This is a genomic window from Streptomyces sp. NPDC048290, from assembly GCF_040652095.1.
Lineage (GTDB): Bacteria > Actinomycetota > Actinomycetes > Streptomycetales > Streptomycetaceae > Streptomyces.
In genome coordinates this window covers 183,833-204,920 of record NZ_JBEZLM010000008.1, presented here as the reverse complement: position 1 = coordinate 204,920, position 21,088 = coordinate 183,833, and the positions used below count along the sequence as shown (strand labels likewise).

Sequence of the window (21,088 nt, the reverse complement as noted above, 5' to 3'; positions counted from 1 at the left end):
CACCCACGAAGCGCCCCACCCGGGAAGCCACCCACACAGACAACCCGCCACCCCAGAAACCGCCCACACAGCAGACGCCCAACCTGGAATCGCCCACCCAGGCAGCGCTCACCCCGGAAAGCGACCCGCTCGCTCCACGCTCCAAGGGGCCATCCCCTCACCCCCCAAAAGCCGCCCACCCAAGAAGCGCCCATCCCGAAAAGCGCCCCGCTCGCCCCCCACCAAGGCGCTCCCCCTCACCCCCAGAAAGCCCCCCGAAAAGCACCCCACCCGCAAATCCGCTCACCCGGAATGCCGCTCATCCGAATACCGACCCGCCCGGCAAAACGCCCGCCCGCATCCCCCGGCCCCACCCCCGCAACATCCCCCACACCCCCCGGACACCTCCACGTACCGCAACTCAACCCGCGTAAAAGGGGCGGGGCCCCGGAAAGAATCCGGAGCCCCGCCCCTTCATGAACGGTGAACGCTGCCGACTGCTACGCCGTACTACCGCTCGTACACCCGCCGCGCCCTCAGTTGTCGTCCTCGTCGATCAGGAATCCGCGCATCGGCGACGGGGCCTGACCCATCGGGGACGGAGCCTGCGGACGGACCGGAGCCATCGGCTGGGTCATCGCCGGAGACATCTGCTGCTGACCGCCGTAGGACGGGGCGGCCGGGCTCGGCGCACCACCCATCGGACCGCCCATCGACGGGTTGCCGCCGTAGGACGGGGCGCTCGCGCCGGCCGGGGCCATGGAGGGCGCCGGGGACGGCGGGAGCGACGCGGTCGCCGGGGTGCGCGGCGGGGCGAGCGAGTCGTCCGCCTGGGTCTCCAGCTGGCGCAGCTGGGACTCCAGGTAGGACTTCAGCCGCGTCCGGTACTCGCGCTCGAAGCCGCGCAGGTCCTCGACCTTGCGCTCCAGGGTCGCGCGGGCGGACTCCAGGGAGCCCATGGCGACACGGTGCTTCTCCTGGGCGTCCCGCTCCAGGGCGTCGGCCTTGGCGCGGGCGTCGCGCTCCAGGCCCTCGGCACGCGAACGCGCCTCGCCGACGATCTTGTTGGCTTCGGAACGGGCCTCGGCGATCGCCTGGTCGGCGGTCTGCTGGGCCAGCGAGAGGACACGGGCGGCGCTGTCGCCACCGGGTCCCTGACCGGGCATTCCGGGGCCGCCCATCGGACCGCCCATGGGGCCGCCCATCTGGCCCTGCATCGGCCCCTGACCCATCTGGCCCTGCATCTGGCCCTGCATCGGACCCTGGCCCATCGGTCCCTGGCCCATCGGACCCGGACCCATCTGGCCGGGACCCTGCGGGCCCTGTCCGCCGGGCCCGGCGGGCAGTTGCGGGGCACCGCTCGGCAGCTGGGGCGGGCCACCCATGGGGCCACCCATCTGCTGCTGCGGCGGGCCCGATATGCCGGCGGGCACCGGACCGCCGGGTCCGCGCATACCCTGCTGCGGCATCCCCTGCGGAGGCATTCCGCCCTGCTGGGGCATCCCCTGCGGGGGCATGCCCTGCTGCGGCATCCCGCCCTGCTGCATTCCACCTTGCTGCATGCCGCCCTGCTGCATGCCGCCCTGCTGCATGCCGCCCTGCTGCATCCCACCCTGCTGGGGCATACCGCCCTGCTGGTCCTGGGGCTCCGGGGGCTTGCGCATGTTCTGCTGGTTCTGCGCGGCGGCGCGGGTGGCCGCGGCCAGCTTGGCGCGCAGATCCTCGTTCTCGCGGAGCAGCCGGGTCAGTTCGGCTTCGACCTCATCGAGGAAGGCATCGACCTCGTCCTCGTCATAGCCTTCTCGGAGGCGGACGGTCGTGAACTGCTTGTTCCGCACGTCCTCGGGGGTCAACGGCATCTCTTCACCTCAACGTAGTCGTCGGCAGTCGGCAAGACGGTAGTTCACATCGCTCCCAGCCGGTTCACGATCCAGATCAGCATGTAGACGATGATCATCAGTACGAAGAAGGACAGATCGAGCGCCACGCCCCCGAGACGCAGTGGCGGAATGAACCGCCGCAGAAGCTTGAGCGGTGGATCGGTGACAGTGTAGGTGGCCTCCAGAAGCACCACCATCGCCTTGCCGGGTTGCCATGAGCGGGCGAACTGGAACACGTAGTCCATGACCAGCCGGAAGATCAGCACGATGAAAAACACCATCAGCGCGATGTAGATGACATCCAGGACCACGCCCATGTTCGGTGCTTCCCTCTCCCCGGTCCGTGCTCTTTTTTACCGCTGTTCTGGTTCGTACGTCTCAGCTCTGGTTGAAGAACCCGCCCTCTGCGATGCGGGCCTTGTCCTCCGCCGTGACATCGACGTTAGCAGGCGACAACAGGAACACCTTCTGCGTCACCCGCTCGATGCTGCCGTGAAGACCAAACACCAAACCGGCCGCAAAGTCGACAAGTCGCTTGGCGTCTGTGTCATCCATCTCAGTCAGATTCATGATCACCGGGGTGCCCTCGCGGAAGTGTTCCCCGATGGTACGGGCCTCGTTGTAGGTCCGCGGGTGAAGTGTGGTGATCCGGTACGGCTCTCGTTCGGACACGACCTTGGGCATGATCACCGGTGCGTTCTTCTCCAGGGACTGGCGTTCTTGTGTGATGGATGCCACGGGCGCGATACGCGCCGGACGTCCGGATTCCGCGGCGAGCGAAGCGGATCGGGCCACCGGCTCGCGAGGCGCGGGGGGTTGAACGATTCGCACCTCTTCGTCCCTTTGGGATTGATGTGCCGCATGGGACTGATGAGACGGTTCATGCCGTCGATGGTCCCGCTCCGGCTCCGGGTCGAGTTCGGGCTCGAAATCGTCGTCGGGGTCGAAGCCCCGGCCGTCGTACCCGTCGTCCTCCACGAGGCCGAGGTAGACCGCCATCTTGCGCATCGCGCCGGCCATGCTCTGAGTCCTCCGCTCTGTGGTGGATCGACTGACGACTGCCAAGTGCCCGCGATCCACGAGGTCGTTGCGCCCGCCTTTCGGCGGTATTGACCATATTTTCTGCTGTGGTCCGACTTCTTGGCGACGTTACCCGAGCCTGGGGCGGACTCCGAGTACCGCCGTACCGACGCGCACATGTGTCGCCCCGGCCGCCACGGCCTGCTCAAGGTCCGCACTCATCCCTGCCGAGACCATGTTCGCAGTCGGATGGGTCCGGCGCAGGTCGGTCGACAAATCCATCAACCGGCCGAACGCCGCCTGTTGCCGCCCGGCGAACTCACCGGTGAGCGGGGCGACGGTCATCAGTCCGTCGAGCCGCAGCCCCGGCGACCCCGCGACGAGATCGGCCAACTCTTCGATTCCCCCCGGCGCCACGCCACCGCGCTCGCCCCGCCCGTCGGCCCCCGCGTCGAGGGCCACCTGGAGCAGGCACCCCACCTCACGCCCGGCCCGTACCGCCTCCCGGGACAGGGCGGTGACCAGCCGGGCCCGGTCGACGGACTGCACGAGGTCGGCGTAACCGACCACGGACCGTACCTTGTTGGTCTGTAGCTGACCGACGAAGTGCCAGGTCAGGGGCAGGTCGGTGGTTGCGGCGGCCTTGGGGGCGGCGTCCTGGTCGCGGTTCTCGGCGACATCGCGCACACCGAGTTCCGACAAGATCCGCACATCGCTCGCCGGATAGGTCTTGGTGACCACGATGAGGGTCACTTCGTCCCTCGCCCGGCCCGCCGCGGCACACGCGGCGGCGATGCGCTCCTGCACACCCGCCAGATTCGCGGCGAGTTCGTCCCTACGGTCCGTCATGTCCTACCGGTCCAGCCAGACATAGGCCGCGAGCCGGCCCGTGGTCCGGTCGCGGCGGTACGAGAAGTGGTCGTGCGACTCCCGGGTGCACACCGGCGACCGCTCCAGATCGCGCACCCCGGAGCGGGCGAGCTGGGCGTGCACTCCGGCGGCGACATCGACGGCCGGAGTGCCCCAGCCGGTGACCGCGTACGCCGCGGGTTCCACGGCGGCGACCTCGGTGCGCATCGACTCGGGCACCTCGTAGCAGCGCCCGCACACGGCGGGTCCGGTGCGGGCGACGATCCGGGCGGGATCGGCGCCGCGTTCGGTCATCGCGCGTAGCGTGGCGGGGACGATCCCGGCGACCAGCCCCGGGCGTCCGGCGTGCGCGGCGGCGGCGATCCCGGCGACCGGGTCGGCCAGCAGCACGGGAACGCAGTCGGCGGTCAGCACCGCGAGGGCGAGACCGCGTTCGGTGGTGACGAGGGCGTCGACCTCGGGGACCGGGCGCTCGCCCCAGGGGCCGTCGACCTCGGCGACCTCGGCGCCGTGCACCTGGTTCATCCAGACCACCCGGCCGGGGTCGACGCCCAGCGACGTGGCGGCCAGTTCCCGGTTGGCGGTGACCGCCGCCGGGTCGTCGCCGACCGCGCCGCCGAGGTTCAGCTCCTCATACGGAGCGGCGCTCACCCCGCCCCACCGGTCGGTGAAGGCGAAGTGCGCGCCGCTCACGCTCGTCTGCCGTCCTATCACTTCAGGAAGTCCGGCACGTCCAGCTCGATCTCCTCGGCCGCGCTGGAGTAGCTGCGGGAGGGCGGGACCGGCGGGGCGGAGTGGTCGGCGACCGGCTCCGGCGCGGGCTCCGGCTCCTCCTTGGGCTTGACGCTGCCGAGCGAGCCGAAGGAGGGACGGCTGTCGGACTGCCGTACGGGGGTGGGCTCGTCGCGCTTGGCGGAGGCCGAGCCCAGGACGTTGTCCCGCTTGGCGGGGGGCTGGCCGCCGTCGAAGCCGGCGGCGATCACGGTGACCCGGACCTCGTCGCCGAGGGCGTCGTCGATGACCGCGCCGAAGATGATGTTGGCCTCGGGGTGGGCGGCCTCGCTGACCAGTTGGGCGGCCTCGTTGATCTCGAAGAGGCCGAGGTCGGAGCCGCCGGAGATGGAGAGCAGCACCCCGCGGGCGCCGTCGATGGAGGCTTCCAGCAGGGGCGAGGAGATGGCCATCTCGGCGGCGGCCACCGCGCGGTCGTCGCCGCGGGCCGAGCCGATGCCCATCAGGGCCGAACCCGCCTCGGACATGACCGACTTCACGTCGGCGAAGTCGAGGTTAATCAGACCCGGTGTGGTGATCAGATCGGTGATGCCCTGGACACCGGAGAGCAGGACCTGGTCGGCCGACTTGAAGGCGTCCAGGACGGAGACCTGGCGGTCCGAGATGGACAGCAGCCGGTCGTTGGGGATGACGATGAGGGTGTCGACCTCTTCGCGGAGTTCCGCGATGCCGTCCTCGGCCTGGTTGGCCCGGCGGCGGCCCTCGAAGGTGAACGGGCGGGTGACCACGCCGATGGTCAGGGCGCCCAGCGAGCGGGCGATGTTGGCCACGACGGGGGCGCCGCCGGTGCCGGTGCCGCCGCCCTCACCGGCCGTCACGAAGACCATGTCGGCCCCCTTGAGGACCTCCTCGATCTCCTCGCGGTGGTCCTCGGCGGCCTTGCGGCCGACGGCCGGGTTGGCTCCGGCGCCGAGTCCGCGGGTCAGCTCACGGCCGACATCGAGCTTGACGTCGGCGTCGCTCATCAACAGCGCCTGGGCGTCGGTGTTGATGGCGATGAACTCGACGCCCTTGAGACCGACCTCGATCATCCGGTTGATGGCATTGACACCACCGCCGCCGACACCGATGACTTTGATGACTGCGAGGTAGTTCTGCGGTGCTGCCACGTCGAAGGCCTCTCGCCTCGATTACGTGTCGCCGTGTCGCGGTCTGCGCGCTCCGGCGACTGATGCCGAATGGGACGGTCCGTTTTCGCCGACCCAAACCCTAACCCTGAAGTTTAGGGTTACCAGTATGTCTGTTCCCTGAAGTCTTCTGAACAGGACAGTAAGTCGACAAGTGGCGCCCGTTCAACGAACACGCCGAACCTCCCGTTTTTCTTTTCACCCTATGTGATCAGCCGTAGCGCTGCCCAACCAGGGTGCTGAACTGCACGGATGTGCGTCAACTCGCTGAAGCGGCAGGGGCCGTGGGAACGCTGACGTCGAAGTGCCGGGCATCCGGCTCGGCTTTCATCAGAGCCGTGAGCGTACGGGACTTCGCGGGCGCCTTCTCGGCACTTCCCCAGGCGATCGTGCGACGGTCGGTCAGTTCCAGCGAGATGTCGTCGTAGGAACGGACCTTGACCACCCGGGTGGCCCGCTGGACGGCCGGCGGGACGGAGCCGGCCACCCGGACCGCCTCACGCATCAGCCGGGCCTCGTCGAAGCGGCGCAGACTGGCCGCCGCCGAACCGCTCCGCGAGACGGTCAACTCCAGCAGCGGAACACCCTTCGGCGCCTTCGAAACCGTGGCGAACCGGACACCGTCCTTGTCCACCTCGGTGAACGTGCCGCCCTTCTGGATCAGCAGTACGGCGGTGCGCTCGGTCACCTTCAGCGAGATGCCGTGCGGCCAGGAACGGGCCACGTCCACCGTGTCGATGCGGGGCAGTTGCGCGGCGAGCCGGGCCGCGATGGCATCGGTGTCGACGGAGACCAGCGGCGCCCCGAGCGGCACCCCGGCCGCCCCGGTGACCTGTTCGGGGGTCAGTTCCCGGGTCCCGGACACGGACACCCGCTCCACGCGGGCCCACTGGGACCCGTACAGCACCCACGCGCCGCCCCCGGCGAGCAGTGCGAGGGCGACGGCGAGAATGATGATCGTACGAAGCCGGGGTGTGCGCAGTCGGCGGGGCGGGGGCGGGCCGGACGACTCCTGCTGGCGTCGCCCGCGCTCGGCGGTCGTCGTTCCGGCCACGCTTCCTGCCTTTCGCCCTACTCGGGCCTGCTAGCGGTGCGCACGGGCGGCGATCGCCTCGTACACCATGCCGACCAGGAGGTCGTCGGCGTCCCGGCGGCCGAACTCGCCGGCGGCGCGGGACATCTCGTACAGCCGGTGCGGGTCGGCGAGTACGGGCAGGACGTTCTCCCGGACCCATTCCGGGGTCAGTTCCGCGTCGTCGACCAGCAGGCCGCCGCCGGCCTTGACCACCGGCTGGGCGTTCAGCCGCTGCTCGCCGTTGCCGATGGGCAGCGGGACATAGGCGGCCGGGAGCCCGACGGCGGAGAGTTCGGCGACGGTCATCGCGCCCGCGCGGCAGAGCATCATGTCGGCCGCCGCGTACGCGAGGTCCATCCGGTCCACGTAACTTACCGGGATGTACGGGGGCATTCCCGGCATCTGCTGGACCTGCGGCAGTTCGTTCTTGGGGCCGACCGCGTGCAGGATCTGGATTCCGGCCTGCTGGAGCCAGGGGGCAACCTGCTGGACCACCTCGTTGAGGCGGCGGGCGCCCTGGGAGCCGCCGGAGACCAGCAGGGTGGGCAGATTGGGGTCGAGGCCGAACAGCGCGCGGGCCTCCGGGCGGGCCGCGGCCCGGTCCAGGGTGGCGATCGAGCGGCGCAGCGGGATGCCGATGTAGCGGGCGCCGCGCAGCTTGCTGTCCGGGGTGGAGACGGCGACCTGGGCCGCGTACCGCGAGCCGATCTTGTTGGCCAGGCCGGGGCGGGCGTTGGCCTCGTGGATGACGATCGGGACGCCGAGGCGCTTGGCGGCGAGATAGCCGGGCAGCGCCACATAGCCGCCGAAGCCGACGACCGCGTCGGCCTTGGTGCGCTCCAGGATCTGCTCGGCGGCCTTGATCGTGCCCCGCAGCCGGCCCGGGACGGTGATCAGCTCGGGTGTCGGCTTGCGCGGCAGCGGCACCGCCGGGATCAGGGCCAGCTCATAGCCGCGCTGCGGGACGAGCTGGGTCTCCAGGCCGCGTTCCGTGCCCAGGGCCGTGATGCCCGTGGTGGGGTCCTGCCTGCGCAGGGCGTCCGCGAGGGCGAGCGCGGGCTCGATGTGGCCGGCGGTCCCCCCACCGGCGAGTACGACATGCACCGAAATTCACCGCTCTCCGGACGTACGCGCCGCCGAGGCACGCCGTCGCATCGTGTTCCATCTCCGAGGCCCCCGCTCCAGCATGACGCCTCCCGCCCGCTTTCTACCAAAGCGGGGTTGCCGCATGGCAAGCGCCGCCCGCGCACCGGGCTCCTCGCGCGCGAACGCGATCAGCAGCCCGATGGCGGTCATGGTCGACAGCAGGGCGGACCCACCGTAGGAGAACAGCGGAAGGGGGACACCGGCGATCGGCAGCAGACCGAGCACCGCACCCATGTTGATCACGGCCTGGGCCGTGATCCAGGTGGTCACGCCTCCCGCGGCATACCTGACGAAGGGGTCCTCCGTGCGGCCGGCCACGCGGATGCCCGCATAGCCTAGAGCGGCGAACAGCGCGAGCACCGACAGCGTCCCCGCCAGGCCCAGTTCCTCACCGGCGACAGCGAAGATGAAGTCGGTGTGCGCCTCGGGAAGTTGCCCCCATTTTTCCACACTGGCCCCGAGGCCCGACCCGAAGAGCCCGCCGGAGGCCAGCGCGTAGATGCCGTGCACGGCCTGCCAGCAGCTGTCGCCGGGGCCGGGCTCGGTGGCGCCGATACAGGCCAGCCGGGCCATCCGGTTGGGGCTGGTCCTGATCAGGACGAAGCCGATCAGCGCGGCCACCGACAGCACCCCGACGAACAGCCTGGTCGGGGCGCCGGCCAGCCAGAACAGACCGAACAGGATCGCCGAGAGGATGATCGCGGTGCCCATGTCACCGCCCAGCATGATCAGCCCGAGCAGCATCAAGGCCACCGGGACCAGCGGCACCAGCATGTGCTTCCACTGGGCGAGCAGCTTCTTGTCCTGCTTGCGGGCCAGCAGGTCCGCGCCCCACAGCACCAGCGCCAGCTTGCCGAACTCGCTGGGCTGGATCTGGAAGGAGCCGCCGAGGGCGATCCAGTTCTGGTTGCCGTTGACCGCGACCCCTATCCCGGGCACCTGGACCAGCGCCATCAGGAAGACGGCCCCGGCGAGGATCGGATAGGCGAGCGCCCGGTGCAGCTTCACCGGCATCCGGGAGGCCGCGAACAGCAGGACCCCGCCGATGGCCGCGGCGAGCAACTGCTTGCGGAAGAAGTAGGAGCCGGGCAGCGACATCTGGAGCGCGGTGATCTGGGAGGCCGAGTAGACCATCACCAGACCCAGCACGATGATCAGCAGCGAGCCGCCCATGATCAGGTAGTACGCGGTCAGCGGCCGGTCCCAGGCGCGGCGCGCCCGGAGGTACAGCCGGCGTACCGGGTGGTCGCGGGGCACCCGCGGGGGCGAGGGCCGTCCGGCGGCCCGCTGCACCGGAGGACGACTAGTACGGCTACCGGACATGACCGGTTCCTCCCGACCTCAGCCACATGCGCGTCACCCCGTGCCTCCCAGGGTCCCGACGCGGGGTCCCGAAGCATCCCGCGGGGCCGGAACCCGCCCTCAGGCGCCTGCGCCGAGTCCGCGGACGGCCGCCGCGAACGCGTCACCGCGCTGGTTGTAGTTGGTGAACATGTCCATGGAGGCGCAGGCCGGGGCCAGCAGCACCGTGTCGCCGGGCCGAGCCAGCCGCTTCGCCTCCGTCACCGCCTGGAGCATCGCCCCAGTGTCGGTCCGGTCGAGGTCGACGACGGGTACTTCCGGCGCGTGTCGCGCAAGGGCGTCCCGGATCAGGGCACGGTCGGCGCCGATCAGCACGACGGCCCGCAGCCGGGCGGCGGAACGGGCGACGAGTTCGTCGAAGGTGGCGCCCTTCGCCAGACCGCCCGCGATCCATACGATCGGATCGTATGCCGCCAAGGAGGCTTCGGCGGCGTGGGTGTTGGTGGCCTTGGAGTCGTCCACATAGGAGACGCCCTCCATGTCGGCCACGTGCTCGATGCGGTGCGGGTCGGGGGCGAACGCCCGCAGCCCGTCCCGTACGGCCGTCGGCGGGACGCCGTAGGCGCGGGCCAGGGCCGCCGCGGCGAGGGCGTTGGCGATGTTGTGCGGGGCGGGCGGGGTGACGTCGGCGACCTCGGCCAGCTCCTGGGCGTTGCGCTGCCGGTCCGTGACGAACGCCCGGTCGACCAGGAGGCCGTCCACGACGCCGAGTTGGGAGGGGGCGGGGGCGCCCAGGGTGAAGCCGACGGCCCGGCAGCCCTCCTCGACGTCCGCCGCGCGCACCAGGTCCTCGGTGGCCTTGTCGGCCGCGTTGTAGACACAGGCGACGCGGTTGCCCTCGTAGATCCGGCCCTTGTCGTGGGCGTACGCCTCCATGGAGCCGTGCCAGTCGAGGTGGTCGGGGGCGAGGTTGAGGACGGCGGCGGAGTGGGCGCGCAGCGAGGGCGCCCAGTGCAGCTGGTAGCTGGACAGCTCGACGGCCAGGACGTCGTAGGGCTCCTCGGCGAGGACCGCGTCCAGCAGGGAGACACCGATGTTGCCGACGGCGGCGGTGCGCAGCCCCGCCGCCGTGAGGATCGAGGCGAGCATCCGTACGGTGGTGGTCTTGCCGTTGGTGCCGGTGACGGCGAGCCAGGGGGCGGCGCCGGGGCCGCGCAGCCGCCAGGCGAGTTCGACGTCGCCCCAGATGGGGACGCCCGCCTCGGCCGCGGCGGCGAACAGCGGTTTGCGGGGCTGCCAGCCGGGCGCGGTGACGATCAGCTCGGTGCCCTCGGGCAGGGTGGCGCCGTCGCCGAGGCGGACGGTGACGCCCAGGTCGGCCAGTTCGGCGGCCTGGGCGCGGGCGCGCTCGTCGTCGCCGTCGTTGACGACGGTCACCCGCGCGCCGAGCCCGGCGAGCACCTTGGCCGCCGGGACGCCGGAGACGCCGAGGCCGGCCACGGTGACGTGCTTGCCCTGGAACTGCCCGCCCTGGGACGGGGACACCGAGGAGGTCACTTGTCCGCTGCCCATCCCGCGTAGAAGAGGCCCAGTCCGACGATCACACAGATGCCCTGGATGATCCAGAAGCGGACCACCACAAGGACTTCGGACCAGCCTTTGAGTTCGAAGTGATGCTGGAGTGGCGCCATCCGGAAGACACGTTTGCCGGTCATCCGGAACGAGCCGACCTGGATGACCACCGACATGGTGATGAGGACGAACAGGCCGCCCAGGATGGCGAGCAGCAGTTCGGTGCGGGAGCAGATGGCGAGACCGGCGAGGACACCGCCGAGCGCCAGCGAACCGGTGTCGCCCATGAAGATCTTGGCCGGTGAGGTGTTCCACCACAGGAAGCCGAGGCAGGAGCCCATTAGCGCGGCGGAGACCACGGCGAGGTCGAGCGGGTCGCGCACCTCGTAGCAGGCGCCCGGGTTGGTGAGGGTGCGGGCGTTGGCGCAGGACTCCTGGAACTGCCAGACCCCGATGAACGTGTACGCGCCGAAGACCAGGACCGAGGCGCCGGTGGCCAGGCCGTCCAGACCGTCCGTCAGATTCACGCCGTTGGACATGGCGAGGATCATGAACAGCGCCCACACCACGAACAGCACCGGGCCGATCGTCCAGCCGAAGTCGGTGATGAACGACAGCTTGGTGGAGGCGGGGGCGTTGCCGCGGCTGTCGGCGAACTGGAGCGCCAGCACCGCGAAGGCGATGCCGACGATCAGCTGCCCGGCCATCTTCGCCTTGGCCCGCAGACCCAGCGAACGCCGCTTGACGATCTTGATGTAGTCGTCCAGGAAGCCGACCAGGCCCATGCCGACCATCAGGCCGAGCACCAGCAGACCCGAGTAGGTCGGCGCCGCGTTCACCTCCGGGTCGGTCCAGACCGTGACGACCTTGGCCAGGAAGTAGGCGGCGACCGTGGCGAAGATGAACGCGATACCGCCCATCGTCGGCGTACCGCGCTTGCTGGCGTGCTCGCGCGGGCCGTCGTCGCGGATGTACTGGCCGTAGCCCTTGCGGGCGAGGAGCTTGATCAGCAGCGGGGTGCCGATCAGCGTGAGGAAGAGACCAATGACTCCTGCGAACAGGATCTGCTTCATCATCGGGCGGCAACCTCACCCTCGGCACCCGTGGCGAGCAGCGCCGCGGCGACGCTCTCCAGGCCGACCGATCGGGACGCCTTCACGAGGACGACGTCCCCCGGGCGCACCTCGCTGCGCAACAGGTCGACCGCCGCCTGTGCGTCGGACACGTGCACCGACTCCTCACCCCACGAACCCTCGTTATATGCGCCCAGTTGCAGCCAGGCGGCTTCCCTGCCGCCGACCGCGACGAGCTTGCTGACGTTGAGCCGGACGGCGAGCCGCCCGACCGCGTCGTGCTCGGCGAGCGCCTCGTCCCCCAGTTCGGCCATCGGGCCGAGCACCGCCCACGTACGACGTCCCTTGCCCATGGCCACGAGCGCGCGCAGGGCCGCTCGCATGGACTCGGGGTTCGCGTTGTAGGCGTCGTTGACGACCGTGACGCCGTCCGGGCGCTCGGTGACCTCCATCCGCCAGCGGGAGAGGGAGTCCGCCTCGGAGAGCGCGAGGGCGATCTCGGGTGCGGACATGCCCAGCTCATGGGCGACGGCGGCGGCGGCGAGCGCGTTCGACACGTGGTGCTCACCGTACAGGCGCATGGTCACATCGCTGCACCCGGAGGGTGTGTGAAGGGTGAAGGCGGGCCGCCCGCTGTCCGTGAGTCGTACGTTCTCGGCCCGTACGTCCGCTTCGTCGGCCTCCCCGAACAGGAGCACCTTGGCCTGGGTGCGGGCGGCCATGGCGCGGACGAGGGGGTCGTCGGCGTTGAGGACCGCCGTGCCGCCCTCCTCGGCCGGGGGCAGTGCCTCGACCAGCTCGCCCTTGGCCACGGCGATCTGCTCCCGGCCGCCGAACTCGCCGATGTGGGCGGTCCCGACGTTCAGCACCAGACCGATCCGAGGGGGCGTCAGACCGGTGAGGTAGCGGATGTGGCCGATGCCCCGGGCGCCCATCTCCAGCACCAGGAAACGGGTCTCCTCGGTGGCGGTGAGCGCGGTCAGCGGCAGCCCGATCTCGTTGTTGAGGGAGCCCGGCGTCCAGACCGTCGGCGCGGCGCGCTGGAGGACCTGGGCGATCAGGTCCTTGGTGCTGGTCTTGCCCGCCGAGCCGGTGAGGGCGACGAGGGTGGCGCCGAGCCGGGCGACGACATGCCGGGCGAGGGCGCCCAGCGCGGCCTGTACGTCGTCGACGACGATGGCGGGCACCCCGACCGGGCGGGCGGCCAGGACGGCGACCGCTCCGGCCGCCACCACCTGGTCCGCGAAGTCGTGTCCGTCGACGCGTTCGCCGGCGAAGGCGACGAACAGGCTGCCGGGCACCGCCTCACGGGAGTCCCGGACCACCGGCCCGGTGACCTGGACCGACGGATCCGGTATGTCGTACGTCTGCCCGCCGACGACTGCTGCGATCTCGGCGAGGGAGAGGGCGATCACAAGTTCATCCCTGGGTCGTGTGGATTCTCATCCCCGGGTCTTCTGGTTTCTCATCCCTGGGTCTTCCGGATGGCCTCGCGCAGCACCAGCCGGTCGTCGAAGGGGCGTACCACCCCGGCGATGTCCTGGCCCTGCTCATGGCCCTTGCCCGCGACCAGCACGGTGTCCCCGGGCCGGGCGCGGCCCACGGCGGCGGCGACGGCGGCGGCGCGGTCCTCGAACAGCAGCACCTCGCCCCGCTCGTGCGCGGGCACCGAGGCGGCCCCTTCGAGCATGGTCGCGAGGATCGCCAGGGGGTCCTCGGAACGGGGGTTGTCGGAGGTCAGTACGGCGGTGTCGGCGAGCCGGGCCGCGGCGGCGCCCATGGGGGCCCGCTTGGTGGTGTCCCGGTCGCCGCCGCAGCCGAGCACGATGTGCAGCCGGCCCTTGGTGACCTTGCGCAGCGACTTCAGCACCGACTCGACGGCGTCCGTCTTGTGCGCGTAGTCGACCACCGCGAGGTAGTCCTGGCCCTCGTCCACCCGCTCCAGACGGCCCGGCACGCCCGGTACGGCGGCGATGCCGTCGGCGGCCGTCTGCGGGTCGATCCCGGCCGCGGCCAGGGCGACCAGCGCGGCGAGGGTGTTGGCCACGTTGAACGGGCCGGGCAGCGGCGATCTGGCGGAGATCCTGAGCCCGCCGGGGCCGACCGCGGTGAACGGCGAGTCCAGCGGGCCCACCGACACGTTCTCGGCCCGCCAGTCGGCGTCCGGGTGGCCCTCGGCGGAGAAGGTGACGACGGGGACGCCGGCCTCCGACACGAGCCTGCGGCCGTACGCGTCGTCCAGGTTGACCACCCCGAGCCTGCTGCGGCGCGGGGTGAACAGCTCCGCCTTGGCCTGGAAGTAGTCCTCCATGCCGGAGTGGAACTCCATGTGCTCCGGGCTGAGGTTGGTGAAGACCGCCACGTCGAAGACACAGCCGTCGACCCGGCCGAGGACCAGGGCGTGGCTGGAGACCTCCATGGCGACCGCCTCGGTGCCGCGCTCGCGCATGACGGCGAACAGGGCCTGGAGGTCGGTGGCTTCGGGGGTGGTCCGCTCCGACTTGAGGCGTTCGTCGCCGATCCGGGTCTCGACCGTGCCGATCAGGCCGGTCGTACGGACCGTGCGCAGCCCGCCCTCGACCAGATAGGCCGTGGTGGTCTTGCCGGAGGTGCCGGTGATGCCGATCTGGAGCAGATCGCGGCCCGGGTGACCGTAGATGGTGGCGGCCAGTTCGCCCATCACGGCGGCGGGCTGGTCGACCACCAGGACCGGCAGTCCGGTCGCGGTGGCGCGCTCGGCGCCGGCCGGGTCGGTGAGCACCGCGACCGCGCCGAGACCGGCGGCCTGGGTGACGAAGTCGGCGCCGTGCACCCGGGCGCCGGGGCGGGCGACGTAGAGGTCGCCGGGGCGGACGGCGCCCGAGACATGGGTGATGCCGGTGATCTCCGCGGTGTGCGGTCCGGCGGCCCCGGGTGCGGTGACACCGAGCTGGGCGGCGAGTTCCGCGAGGGGTGTGGCGGAGACCCGGACCGGTCGGGGCGGCCCCGGAGGTGTCGCGGGTTGGCCCTTCTGGGTGGTTTGGGACTGATCAGCGTGTGGCACGGCGGTGAGCGTACCGGGCGTACCCGGCTGGGGGCGAAGCGAGGGGCCGGGGGGCCCGGGGGGCGGGTGCTGGTTCCCGGGGTCCGGGGTGATCGTTGTCACGAGGTGGTTCCTGGTGGTTCCGGTGGCGCGGGTGCTCCGCCGTGGCGGGTGTACGAGGGGGTTCCTGGGTTCCTGGGTTCCTGGGTTCCGGGGTTCCTGGGTTCCTGGGTTCCGGTGACGCGAGTGCTTCGGGGTGCTGCGGGATACTGCGAGGGTGCGAGGTCGTTGCTGGTGGCTCTGGTGACGCGGGTGCTGCGGGGGTGCTCGGCGGGTGGTGGCGCTGTGCCGTGGTGGAGGCGGTCAGGGACTGAAGGTGACGGGCAGTCTCGGCGGGTCGGTTCCGGTCGGCGGCACCTGGAGGGTCTTCAGCGCGAACTCCATGACCTGCTTGTAGACGGGGCCGCAGATCTGGCCGCCGAAGTAGCTGCCCTCGGTGGCGTTCTGGATGGCGCAGTAGACGGTGACCCGGGGCTGGTCGGCGGGGGCGAACCCGGCGAAGGACGAGGTGTAGCCCCGGTACTGGCCGGTGGCCGGATCGACCCGGTTGGCGGTGCCGGTCTTGCCCGCGACGCGGTAGCCGGGAATCCGCGCCTTGGTGCCGGTGCCCTCCTGGTCGTCCACCACGGATTCCAGCATCCGGGCGAGGGTCTTGGCGGTCTTCTCGCTGACGACCCTGCTCTCCGCGGGCTTCTCGGCGGGGGTGAAGCGGCCGTCGGGTCCCTTGGTGCCGCGCACCAGGGTCGGCTCGATACGGACGCCGCCGTTGGCGATGGTCGAGTAGACGGAGGCCGCCTGCATCGCGTTGAGGGACACGCCCTGGCCGAAAGGGATCGTGTACTGCTGCGAGGTGGACCACTGGTCGGGCGGCGCGAGGATGCCCTTGGTCTCGCCGGGGAAGCCGAGCCCGGTGTAGCCGCCGAGGCCGAACTTGCGCAGATAGGAGTAGAGGATCCGGTTGGACTCGGTCTGGTTCTTGCCGAGTTCGCCGGTGGCCAGGATGGTGCCGATGTTGCTGGACTTGGCGAGGACGCCGTTGAGCGTCAGATACCAGGTGGGGTGGTCGATGTCGTCCTTGAAGAGCCGGTCGCCGCGGTGCAGCCGGTTCGGGACGGTGACATGTGTGGCCGGGGTGGCCACGTTCTCCTCCAGGACGGCGGCCATGGACATCACCTTGGCGGTGGAGCCGGGCTCGTAGGCGTCCTGGACGGCCGCGTTGCCGAGGTTGGCGGACTCGGCCTTGGAGAGGTCGTTGGGGTCGAAGCCGGGCGAGTTGGCCATGGCGAGGATCTCGCCGGTCCGGGTGTCCTGGACGATCACATAGCCCCGGTCGGCCTTGGACTCGGCCACCTGTTCGCTGATGGCGTTCTGCGCGGCCCACTGGATGTCCCGGTCGATGGTCAGCTCCACATCGCTGCCGGGCACGGCGGGCGTCTCGGTGGAACCGGCCGTCGGCACCTGGAGCCCGCCGGACTGGGCGTAGCGGATCTTGCCGTCCTCACCGGCCAGGGTGTCGTTCAGCTGCTGCTCGACGCCGCCGCCGCCCTTGCCGTCGGCGTTGACCCAGCCGAGTATCCCGGCGGCGAGATCGGCGTTCGGGTAGACCCGCTTGCTGCTGGCGACGGCGAGGACCCCGGCGAGGACGTTGACGCTGGACTTGTCGGTGTCCGCCTTCGCGGACAGCGCCGACTTCAGGTCCTTGATCTGCTTCCAGACCTGCGGGGTCTGGCGGCTGGCCAGCTTGACGTACCGCAGCTTCTTGTCGGCCGGGCGCAGCAGGCGGGCGATCTCCGCCTGGTCGCGGCCGAGGATGGGCGCGAGCAGCGCGGCGGCCTGCTCGGGCCCGTCGTCGATCTTCAGCTGCTCCCGGGTGAAGAGCGTGGGGTCGGCGGTGATGTCGTACGCGTCGACGCTGGTCGCCAGCTCCACCCCGTTGCGGTCGGTGATCCCGCCGCGCTCGGCGGCCAGCACATAGCCGACATAGCGGTTGGCCTCGGCCTTGGCGGCGTAGGTGCTGGCGTCGACGGCCTGCACCTGGAGCAGCCGCACCACGAAGGCGGACAGGACCAGGGTCAGCGCGACCCCGACCAGCCGCAGCCTCGGGCGGGGGCTGCCCAGCCGGATCGTGCGCGCGGCGGGCGCCGGGCGGGGCGCGGCGGGGCGCCGGGGCGGCCGGGCGCCGGGGCCCGGCCGCTGCCGGCCCACCGGCCGCTCGGGGCGCGCGGGGCCGGGCACGCGCCGGTGCGGCGCTTCCCTGTCGGACACTTCCGTCACCTGCCGGGGGTCGGGGTCGAGGGGGCGGGGGTCGAGGGGGTGGGGGTGGGGGTGGGGGTGGGACTGGAGGTGGGGGTGGCGGCTGCCGGGGCGGCCGGAGGGCTCGTGGCGGGCCGGGGCGAGGGGTTGCGGGCCGGGCTGCGGCTCGCCCGGGGCATGGCCTCGGGGGCGAGCACGAGGGGGGCGCGGGCGGCGGCGGGCTCGACGGACGCGGGCGAGGGAACGCCTCTGACCTTGCCGTCGGGGCCGAGGAAGGCGGGGTCGCCGCCGGGGACCATGCCCAGCTCCCGGGCGCGGCGCAGCAGGGCCTGGGGGGCGGCGTAGGCGTCGATGTCCCGCTGGAGCGCCTGCTGCTCGTCGGTGAGGGCCTTGGTGTCGCGCTGGAGGTCCGCCAGCCGGAAGGAGCCTTCGCTGAGCGCGGAGTTGAGCACGAGCAGCCCGATCAGCCCGCCGCCGAGCAGCACGACGACGAGCAGCACGAAGGGCGTGCGGGCGGCCTGACCCCGCCCGGCCGGGAACAGCCGCGCGAGCCGGGCGGCCCTGCCGCGCAACTCGGGTTTACCGCTCACCGGCGCTCCTCGGGTGGGACGGGGGGACGGACGGGGCGGACGGGGCGACGGGGGGTGTCGGTGGTGGGGCGACGCCGGGGGGCTCCACCGGTGGTGGGGCCACGACGCCGGAGGGCTGCGCCGACCGCGGGTCGACGGTGCCCGGGGGCTGCGCCCGGGGGTGTCCGTGCCTCTTGAACGGCTGAGGGGGCCGGGAGGTGCCCGGGGGCGGCGATGAGGGTGGGAGCGGGGGGCATTTGGGTGAGGTCGGTGGGGTTTGTGGCCGGGGTGGCGGCGGTGTCGAACGGTGTGGTCTGCGTGATCGGCGGCGTCGATGTGATCGGCGGGGGCGGCGTGGTCGACGGCGTCGGCGTCGGCGGCGGCGTGATCGGCATGGCCAGGAGGGCGATCCGCGCGGCGGGGACGGCGAGCATGGCGGTCGGAGTGGTGGGGATGGCGGGGCTTGCGGCGGGGGCGGTGAGGGTCCCCGGCGAGGCGGCGGGCCTGCCCGCCAGGGCGGCGGGACCCGGGACGGGTTCGGTGGGCCTCACGAATCCGGCGGCGGGCACGGGAGTCAGCGTGGCGGGGCCTTCAGCGGGCGTTCCGGCCGGAGTGGCGCGCCTTCCGGGCAAAGGGGCGGGCAATCCGCGTGAGGGGGCGGGCAATCCGGTGGGGGCGGCGGCGCTGTCGACGGAGCCGACACGCCTTCCGGCGGAAGTGCCGCACCGGGCCGCGGCAGCGGCACACCTGGCGGCGGGAGCAGCGCACCTGACGGCGAGAATGGCGGCGCCTCCCGCCGAGGCGGCGCAGCCTCCGGCCGGAGCCGCGGAAGTTCCGGCGGGGACGGCACACCATCGGGCTGAGGCAGGCTGCATTCCGACAAGAAGGGTGGAGCCCCCGGCAGGGACAGCGGAACCCCCGGCAGGGACCGCGGGCCCTCCGACCGGGACCCCGCGCCCACCAGCCGACGCGCACCGCCCCCCGATGACGGCCGGGAGGCTTCCGCAGGAGACGGCCAGTGGGCCGACGAGGACGGCGGGCCGCCCGGCCGGGAGCCCACGGCCTCCGGCGAGGACACCGGTCCCTCCGGGGAACGCCCGGCGTGTCGCGGCGGCCGGGGCGGACGCGGGACCGCGCGGGGTGGGCCAGGTGGCCGCCGTCCTCAGTTCAGGTCCGGCCGCCGTCCCTCGGGCAGGTCCGGCAGCCGTGCCTAGGTCAGGTCCGGTCGCCGTCCCTAGGTCGGGCCCGGTCGCCGCGCCCGGCAGGCAACCCGGTGCCCTCCCCTTCCAGTGGCTCACTCGACGTCCTCCCTGATGCGCTCCGCTCCGCGCAGCCGTGCCGGGGCCGCCCGGCGGTTGGTGGCGACCTCCTCCTCGCTCGGAAGTTCGGCACCGCGCGTGAGCAGCTTGAGCCGGGGCTGGTAGCGCTCGGGGACGACGGGGAGGCCGGGCGGGGCGGTGGAGGCGGCCCCGGCCGCGAGGACCTGCTTGACCAGCCGGTCCTCCAGAGACTGGTACGACAGCACCGCGATGCGTCCGCCCACGGCGAGCGCGGCCACCGCCGCCGGGATCGCCCGCTCCAGGACCGTCAGTTCGCCGTTGACCTCGATCCGCAGGGCCTGGAAGGTGCGCTTGGCGGGGTTGCCGCCGGTGCGCTTGGCGGCCTGCGGGAGGGCGTCACGGATCAGCTCGACCAGCCGCGCGCTGGTGGTGAACGGCTCGCGCTCCCGTTCCCGTACGACCGCCGCGACGATTCGTTTGGCCTGCTTCTCCTCGCCGTAGGCGCGCAGGATGCGGACCAGGTCGCCGGGCGGATAGGTGTTGAGGACCTCGGCGGCGCTCATGCCGGTCGTCTGGTCCATCCGCATGTCCAGGGGCGCGTCCTGGGCGTAGGCGAAACCGCGGTCGGCCTCGTCGAGCTGCATGGACGACACGCCGAGGTCGAACAGGACGCCCTGCACATGTGCGACGCCCAGCCGGTCCAGGACGTCGGGCAGCTCGTCGTAGACCGCGTGCACCAGCGTGGCGCGCTCGCCGTAGGGCGCGAGCCGCTCGCCGGACAGGCGCAGTGCCTCCTTGTCGCGGTCGAGGGCGACGAGGCGGGCCTCGGGGAAGCGGGCGAGCAGGGCCTCGCTGTGCCCGCCGAGCCCGAGGGTGCAGTCGACCACGACGGCGCCGGGCCGTTCCAGGGCGGGGGCCAGCAGGTCCAGGCAGCGCTGGAGCATCACCGGGACATGTCGACTCTCGCTGCTCACAGGGGCCTCTCAGATCCGGCGGGGCGGTACGTACCGCCGGGTCCCCGCCCGCTCGTGAAGGGGAGGCCGCCGGCGCCGGGAAGCGTCGGCCGACCGGGGAGCGGGTGGAGGCCGAGCCGTACGTACGCGCCGCGCACATGGCGAGATCCGCCGGTGAATGCCGAGGTCACCGGGGTTCTCCAGGGGGTTTCGACACAGCAGGGGGAGCCTCGCCTCCCGCTCCGCGTCACTTTAGTCCACGGTTCCGCGCGGTCAATCAACCGGCCTGCGCGTGGCGGCGGGCGGTGCGCGTGCCGCGTACGGCGGGCGAAGACCACTCGTCCGGCGGACGGTACGGCCCTCCGCGCGGGGGGCCCGCCCGTGCGCCGGGAGCGCGAGGGACGACCGTCGGACACCGGGTGACACCGGGTGACGTACCCGGGCCGGAGGGTGTGTATCGCCTCACAACAGGGTCCGATGGCGTCCTTTGTCCTCTCTCACCACAGGACCGGACCGGCTGTGACCAGTACCGTCATAGGCATGACGACTTCTGCATCGGTTCCCGCCGGACCCGAGAGCGCCATAGCCCGGACCGGCACCGTCACCGACCGGCTCGTCGACGCCAACGAGCGCTACGCCGACGCGTTCACCGATCCGGGCATGGACGCCCGGCCGGTGCTCCAGGTCGCGGTCGTGGCCTGTATGGACGCCCGTCTCGACCTGCACGCGGCGCTGGGCCTGGAGCTCGGCGACTGCCACACCATCCGCAACGCGGGCGGTGTCGTCACCGACGACGTGATCCGCTCGCTCACCATCAGCCAGCGCGCGCTGGGCACCCGCAGCGTGGTGCTCATCCATCACACCGGCTGCGGCCTGGAGTCGCTGACCGAGGACTTCCGGCACGAGCTGGAGATGGAGGTCGGCCAGCGCCCCGCCTGGGCGGTGGAGGCGTTCCGGGACGTCGACCAGGACGTGCGCCAGTCGATGCAGCGGGTGCGTACCTCGCCGTTCCTGGTGCACACCGACGATGTGCGCGGCTTCGTGTTCGATGTGCGGTCCGGTCTGCTGCGGGAGATCGACCCGGAGTGACGGCCGTGACCGGCCGTGCGGAGGCT

General features: G+C 71.8%; 17 protein-coding genes. 1 reads left to right on the top strand and 16 read right to left on the bottom strand.

Translation table 11 applies throughout. From position 1 onward, the window contains the following. Positions 1-515 precede the first annotated feature (515 nt). From AB0D49_RS16250 to rsmH, 16 genes are all read right to left on the bottom strand, one after another. A complete protein-coding gene (locus AB0D49_RS16250; RefSeq protein ID WP_362757447.1) occupies positions 516-1,838 on the bottom strand; it encodes a DivIVA domain-containing protein in 1,323 nt (440 codons plus the stop codon). Positions 1,839-1,882: 44 nt separating this feature from the next. Beyond that, the gene (locus AB0D49_RS16245; RefSeq protein WP_362757445.1) at positions 1,883-2,176 is read right to left on the bottom strand and encodes a YggT family protein; all 294 of its coding nucleotides are present in this window, start codon (positions 2,174-2,176) and stop codon (positions 1,883-1,885) included. Between the two features lie 61 nt (positions 2,177-2,237). Then, positions 2,238-2,879, bottom strand: a complete 642-nt coding sequence (gene sepF / locus AB0D49_RS16240; RefSeq protein ID WP_362757443.1) for a cell division protein SepF — start codon at positions 2,877-2,879, stop codon at positions 2,238-2,240. A gap of 129 nt (positions 2,880-3,008) precedes the next feature. Next, on the bottom strand, positions 3,009-3,728 hold the full coding sequence (locus AB0D49_RS16235) for a YggS family pyridoxal phosphate-dependent enzyme (RefSeq protein WP_362757441.1): 720 nt from the start codon (positions 3,726-3,728) through the stop codon (positions 3,009-3,011). A 3-nt stretch (positions 3,729-3,731) separates the two neighbouring features. Then, a complete protein-coding gene (gene pgeF, locus AB0D49_RS16230) occupies positions 3,732-4,463 on the bottom strand; it encodes a peptidoglycan editing factor PgeF (RefSeq protein ID WP_362757439.1) in 732 nt (243 codons plus the stop codon). Beyond that, the gene (gene ftsZ / locus AB0D49_RS16225) at positions 4,460-5,650 is read right to left on the bottom strand and encodes a cell division protein FtsZ (RefSeq protein WP_362757437.1); all 1,191 of its coding nucleotides are present in this window, start codon (positions 5,648-5,650) and stop codon (positions 4,460-4,462) included. Before ftsZ ends, pgeF begins: the two co-directional genes overlap by 4 nt. Positions 5,651-5,927: 277 nt before the next feature. Continuing rightward, entirely contained in the window at positions 5,928-6,722 is a 795-nt protein-coding gene (locus AB0D49_RS16220) for an FtsQ-type POTRA domain-containing protein (RefSeq protein WP_362757434.1), read from the bottom strand. A gap of 30 nt (positions 6,723-6,752) precedes the next feature. Continuing rightward, on the bottom strand, positions 6,753-7,847 hold the full coding sequence (gene murG / locus AB0D49_RS16215; protein ID WP_362757431.1) for an undecaprenyldiphospho-muramoylpentapeptide beta-N-acetylglucosaminyltransferase: 1,095 nt from the start codon (positions 7,845-7,847) through the stop codon (positions 6,753-6,755). Positions 7,848-7,853: 6 nt separating this feature from the next. After that, positions 7,854-9,212 (bottom strand): putative lipid II flippase FtsW, encoded by a 1,359-nt coding sequence (gene ftsW, locus AB0D49_RS16210; RefSeq protein ID WP_362757428.1) that lies wholly within the window; start codon positions 9,210-9,212, stop codon positions 7,854-7,856. A 99-nt stretch (positions 9,213-9,311) separates the two neighbouring features. Next, positions 9,312-10,763, bottom strand: coding sequence for a UDP-N-acetylmuramoyl-L-alanine--D-glutamate ligase (gene murD, locus AB0D49_RS16205; RefSeq protein WP_362757425.1), 1,452 nt, complete (start codon positions 10,761-10,763; stop codon positions 9,312-9,314). Next, positions 10,745-11,836, bottom strand: a complete 1,092-nt coding sequence (gene mraY / locus AB0D49_RS16200; RefSeq protein ID WP_362757752.1) for a phospho-N-acetylmuramoyl-pentapeptide-transferase — start codon at positions 11,834-11,836, stop codon at positions 10,745-10,747. The genes murD and mraY overlap by 19 nt, the downstream gene beginning before the upstream one ends. Beyond that, positions 11,836-13,251, bottom strand: coding sequence for a UDP-N-acetylmuramoyl-tripeptide--D-alanyl-D-alanine ligase (murF, locus tag AB0D49_RS16195; RefSeq protein WP_362757422.1), 1,416 nt, complete (start codon positions 13,249-13,251; stop codon positions 11,836-11,838). Before murF ends, mraY begins: the two co-directional genes overlap by 1 nt. Positions 13,252-13,301: 50 nt before the next feature. Continuing rightward, positions 13,302-14,981: a UDP-N-acetylmuramoyl-L-alanyl-D-glutamate--2,6-diaminopimelate ligase gene (locus AB0D49_RS16190; RefSeq protein ID WP_362757419.1), complete on the bottom strand. Its 1,680-nt coding sequence runs from the start codon at positions 14,979-14,981 to the stop codon at positions 13,302-13,304. A gap of 240 nt (positions 14,982-15,221) precedes the next feature. Beyond that, complete coding sequence (locus AB0D49_RS16185) at positions 15,222-17,192, bottom strand: penicillin-binding protein 2 (protein WP_362757415.1); 1,971 nt, start codon at positions 17,190-17,192, stop codon at positions 15,222-15,224. Next, positions 17,189-17,761, bottom strand: coding sequence for a hypothetical protein (locus tag AB0D49_RS16180; RefSeq protein ID WP_362757412.1), 573 nt, complete (start codon positions 17,759-17,761; stop codon positions 17,189-17,191). The genes AB0D49_RS16185 and AB0D49_RS16180 overlap by 4 nt, the downstream gene beginning before the upstream one ends. Positions 17,762-19,034: 1,273 nt before the next feature. Further along, positions 19,035-19,994 carry a 16S rRNA (cytosine(1402)-N(4))-methyltransferase RsmH gene (rsmH, locus tag AB0D49_RS16175; protein WP_362757409.1) on the bottom strand — a complete coding sequence of 320 codons (960 nt, stop codon included), beginning with the start codon at positions 19,992-19,994 and terminating at the stop codon, positions 19,035-19,037. 519 nt (positions 19,995-20,513) lie between these two features. Here rsmH and AB0D49_RS16170 point away from each other — a divergent pair. Continuing rightward, complete coding sequence (locus AB0D49_RS16170) at positions 20,514-21,062, top strand: carbonic anhydrase (protein WP_362757406.1); 549 nt, start codon at positions 20,514-20,516, stop codon at positions 21,060-21,062. The last annotated feature ends 26 nt before the right edge of the window (positions 21,063-21,088 follow it).

Excerpts from the sequence above, each read along its gene's own strand:
- AB0D49_RS16250 (WP_362757447.1), bottom strand. The coding sequence starts at position 1,838 with ATGCCGTTGACCCCCGAGGACGTGCGGAACAAGCAGTTCACGACCGTC.
- AB0D49_RS16245 (WP_362757445.1), bottom strand. The coding sequence starts at position 2,176 with ATGGGCGTGGTCCTGGATGTCATCTACATCGCGCTGATGGTGTTTTTC.
- sepF (WP_362757443.1), bottom strand. The coding sequence starts at position 2,879 with ATGGCCGGCGCGATGCGCAAGATGGCGGTCTACCTCGGCCTCGTGGAG.
- AB0D49_RS16235 (WP_362757441.1), bottom strand. The coding sequence starts at position 3,728 with ATGACGGACCGTAGGGACGAACTCGCCGCGAATCTGGCGGGTGTGCAG.
- ftsW (WP_362757428.1), bottom strand. The coding sequence starts at position 9,212 with ATGTCCGGTAGCCGTACTAGTCGTCCTCCGGTGCAGCGGGCCGCCGGA.
- murD (WP_362757425.1), bottom strand. The coding sequence starts at position 10,763 with ATGGGCAGCGGACAAGTGACCTCCTCGGTGTCCCCGTCCCAGGGCGGG.
- mraY (WP_362757752.1), bottom strand. The coding sequence starts at position 11,836 with ATGAAGCAGATCCTGTTCGCAGGAGTCATTGGTCTCTTCCTCACGCTG.
- AB0D49_RS16170 (WP_362757406.1), top strand. The coding sequence starts at position 20,514 with ATGACGACTTCTGCATCGGTTCCCGCCGGACCCGAGAGCGCCATAGCC.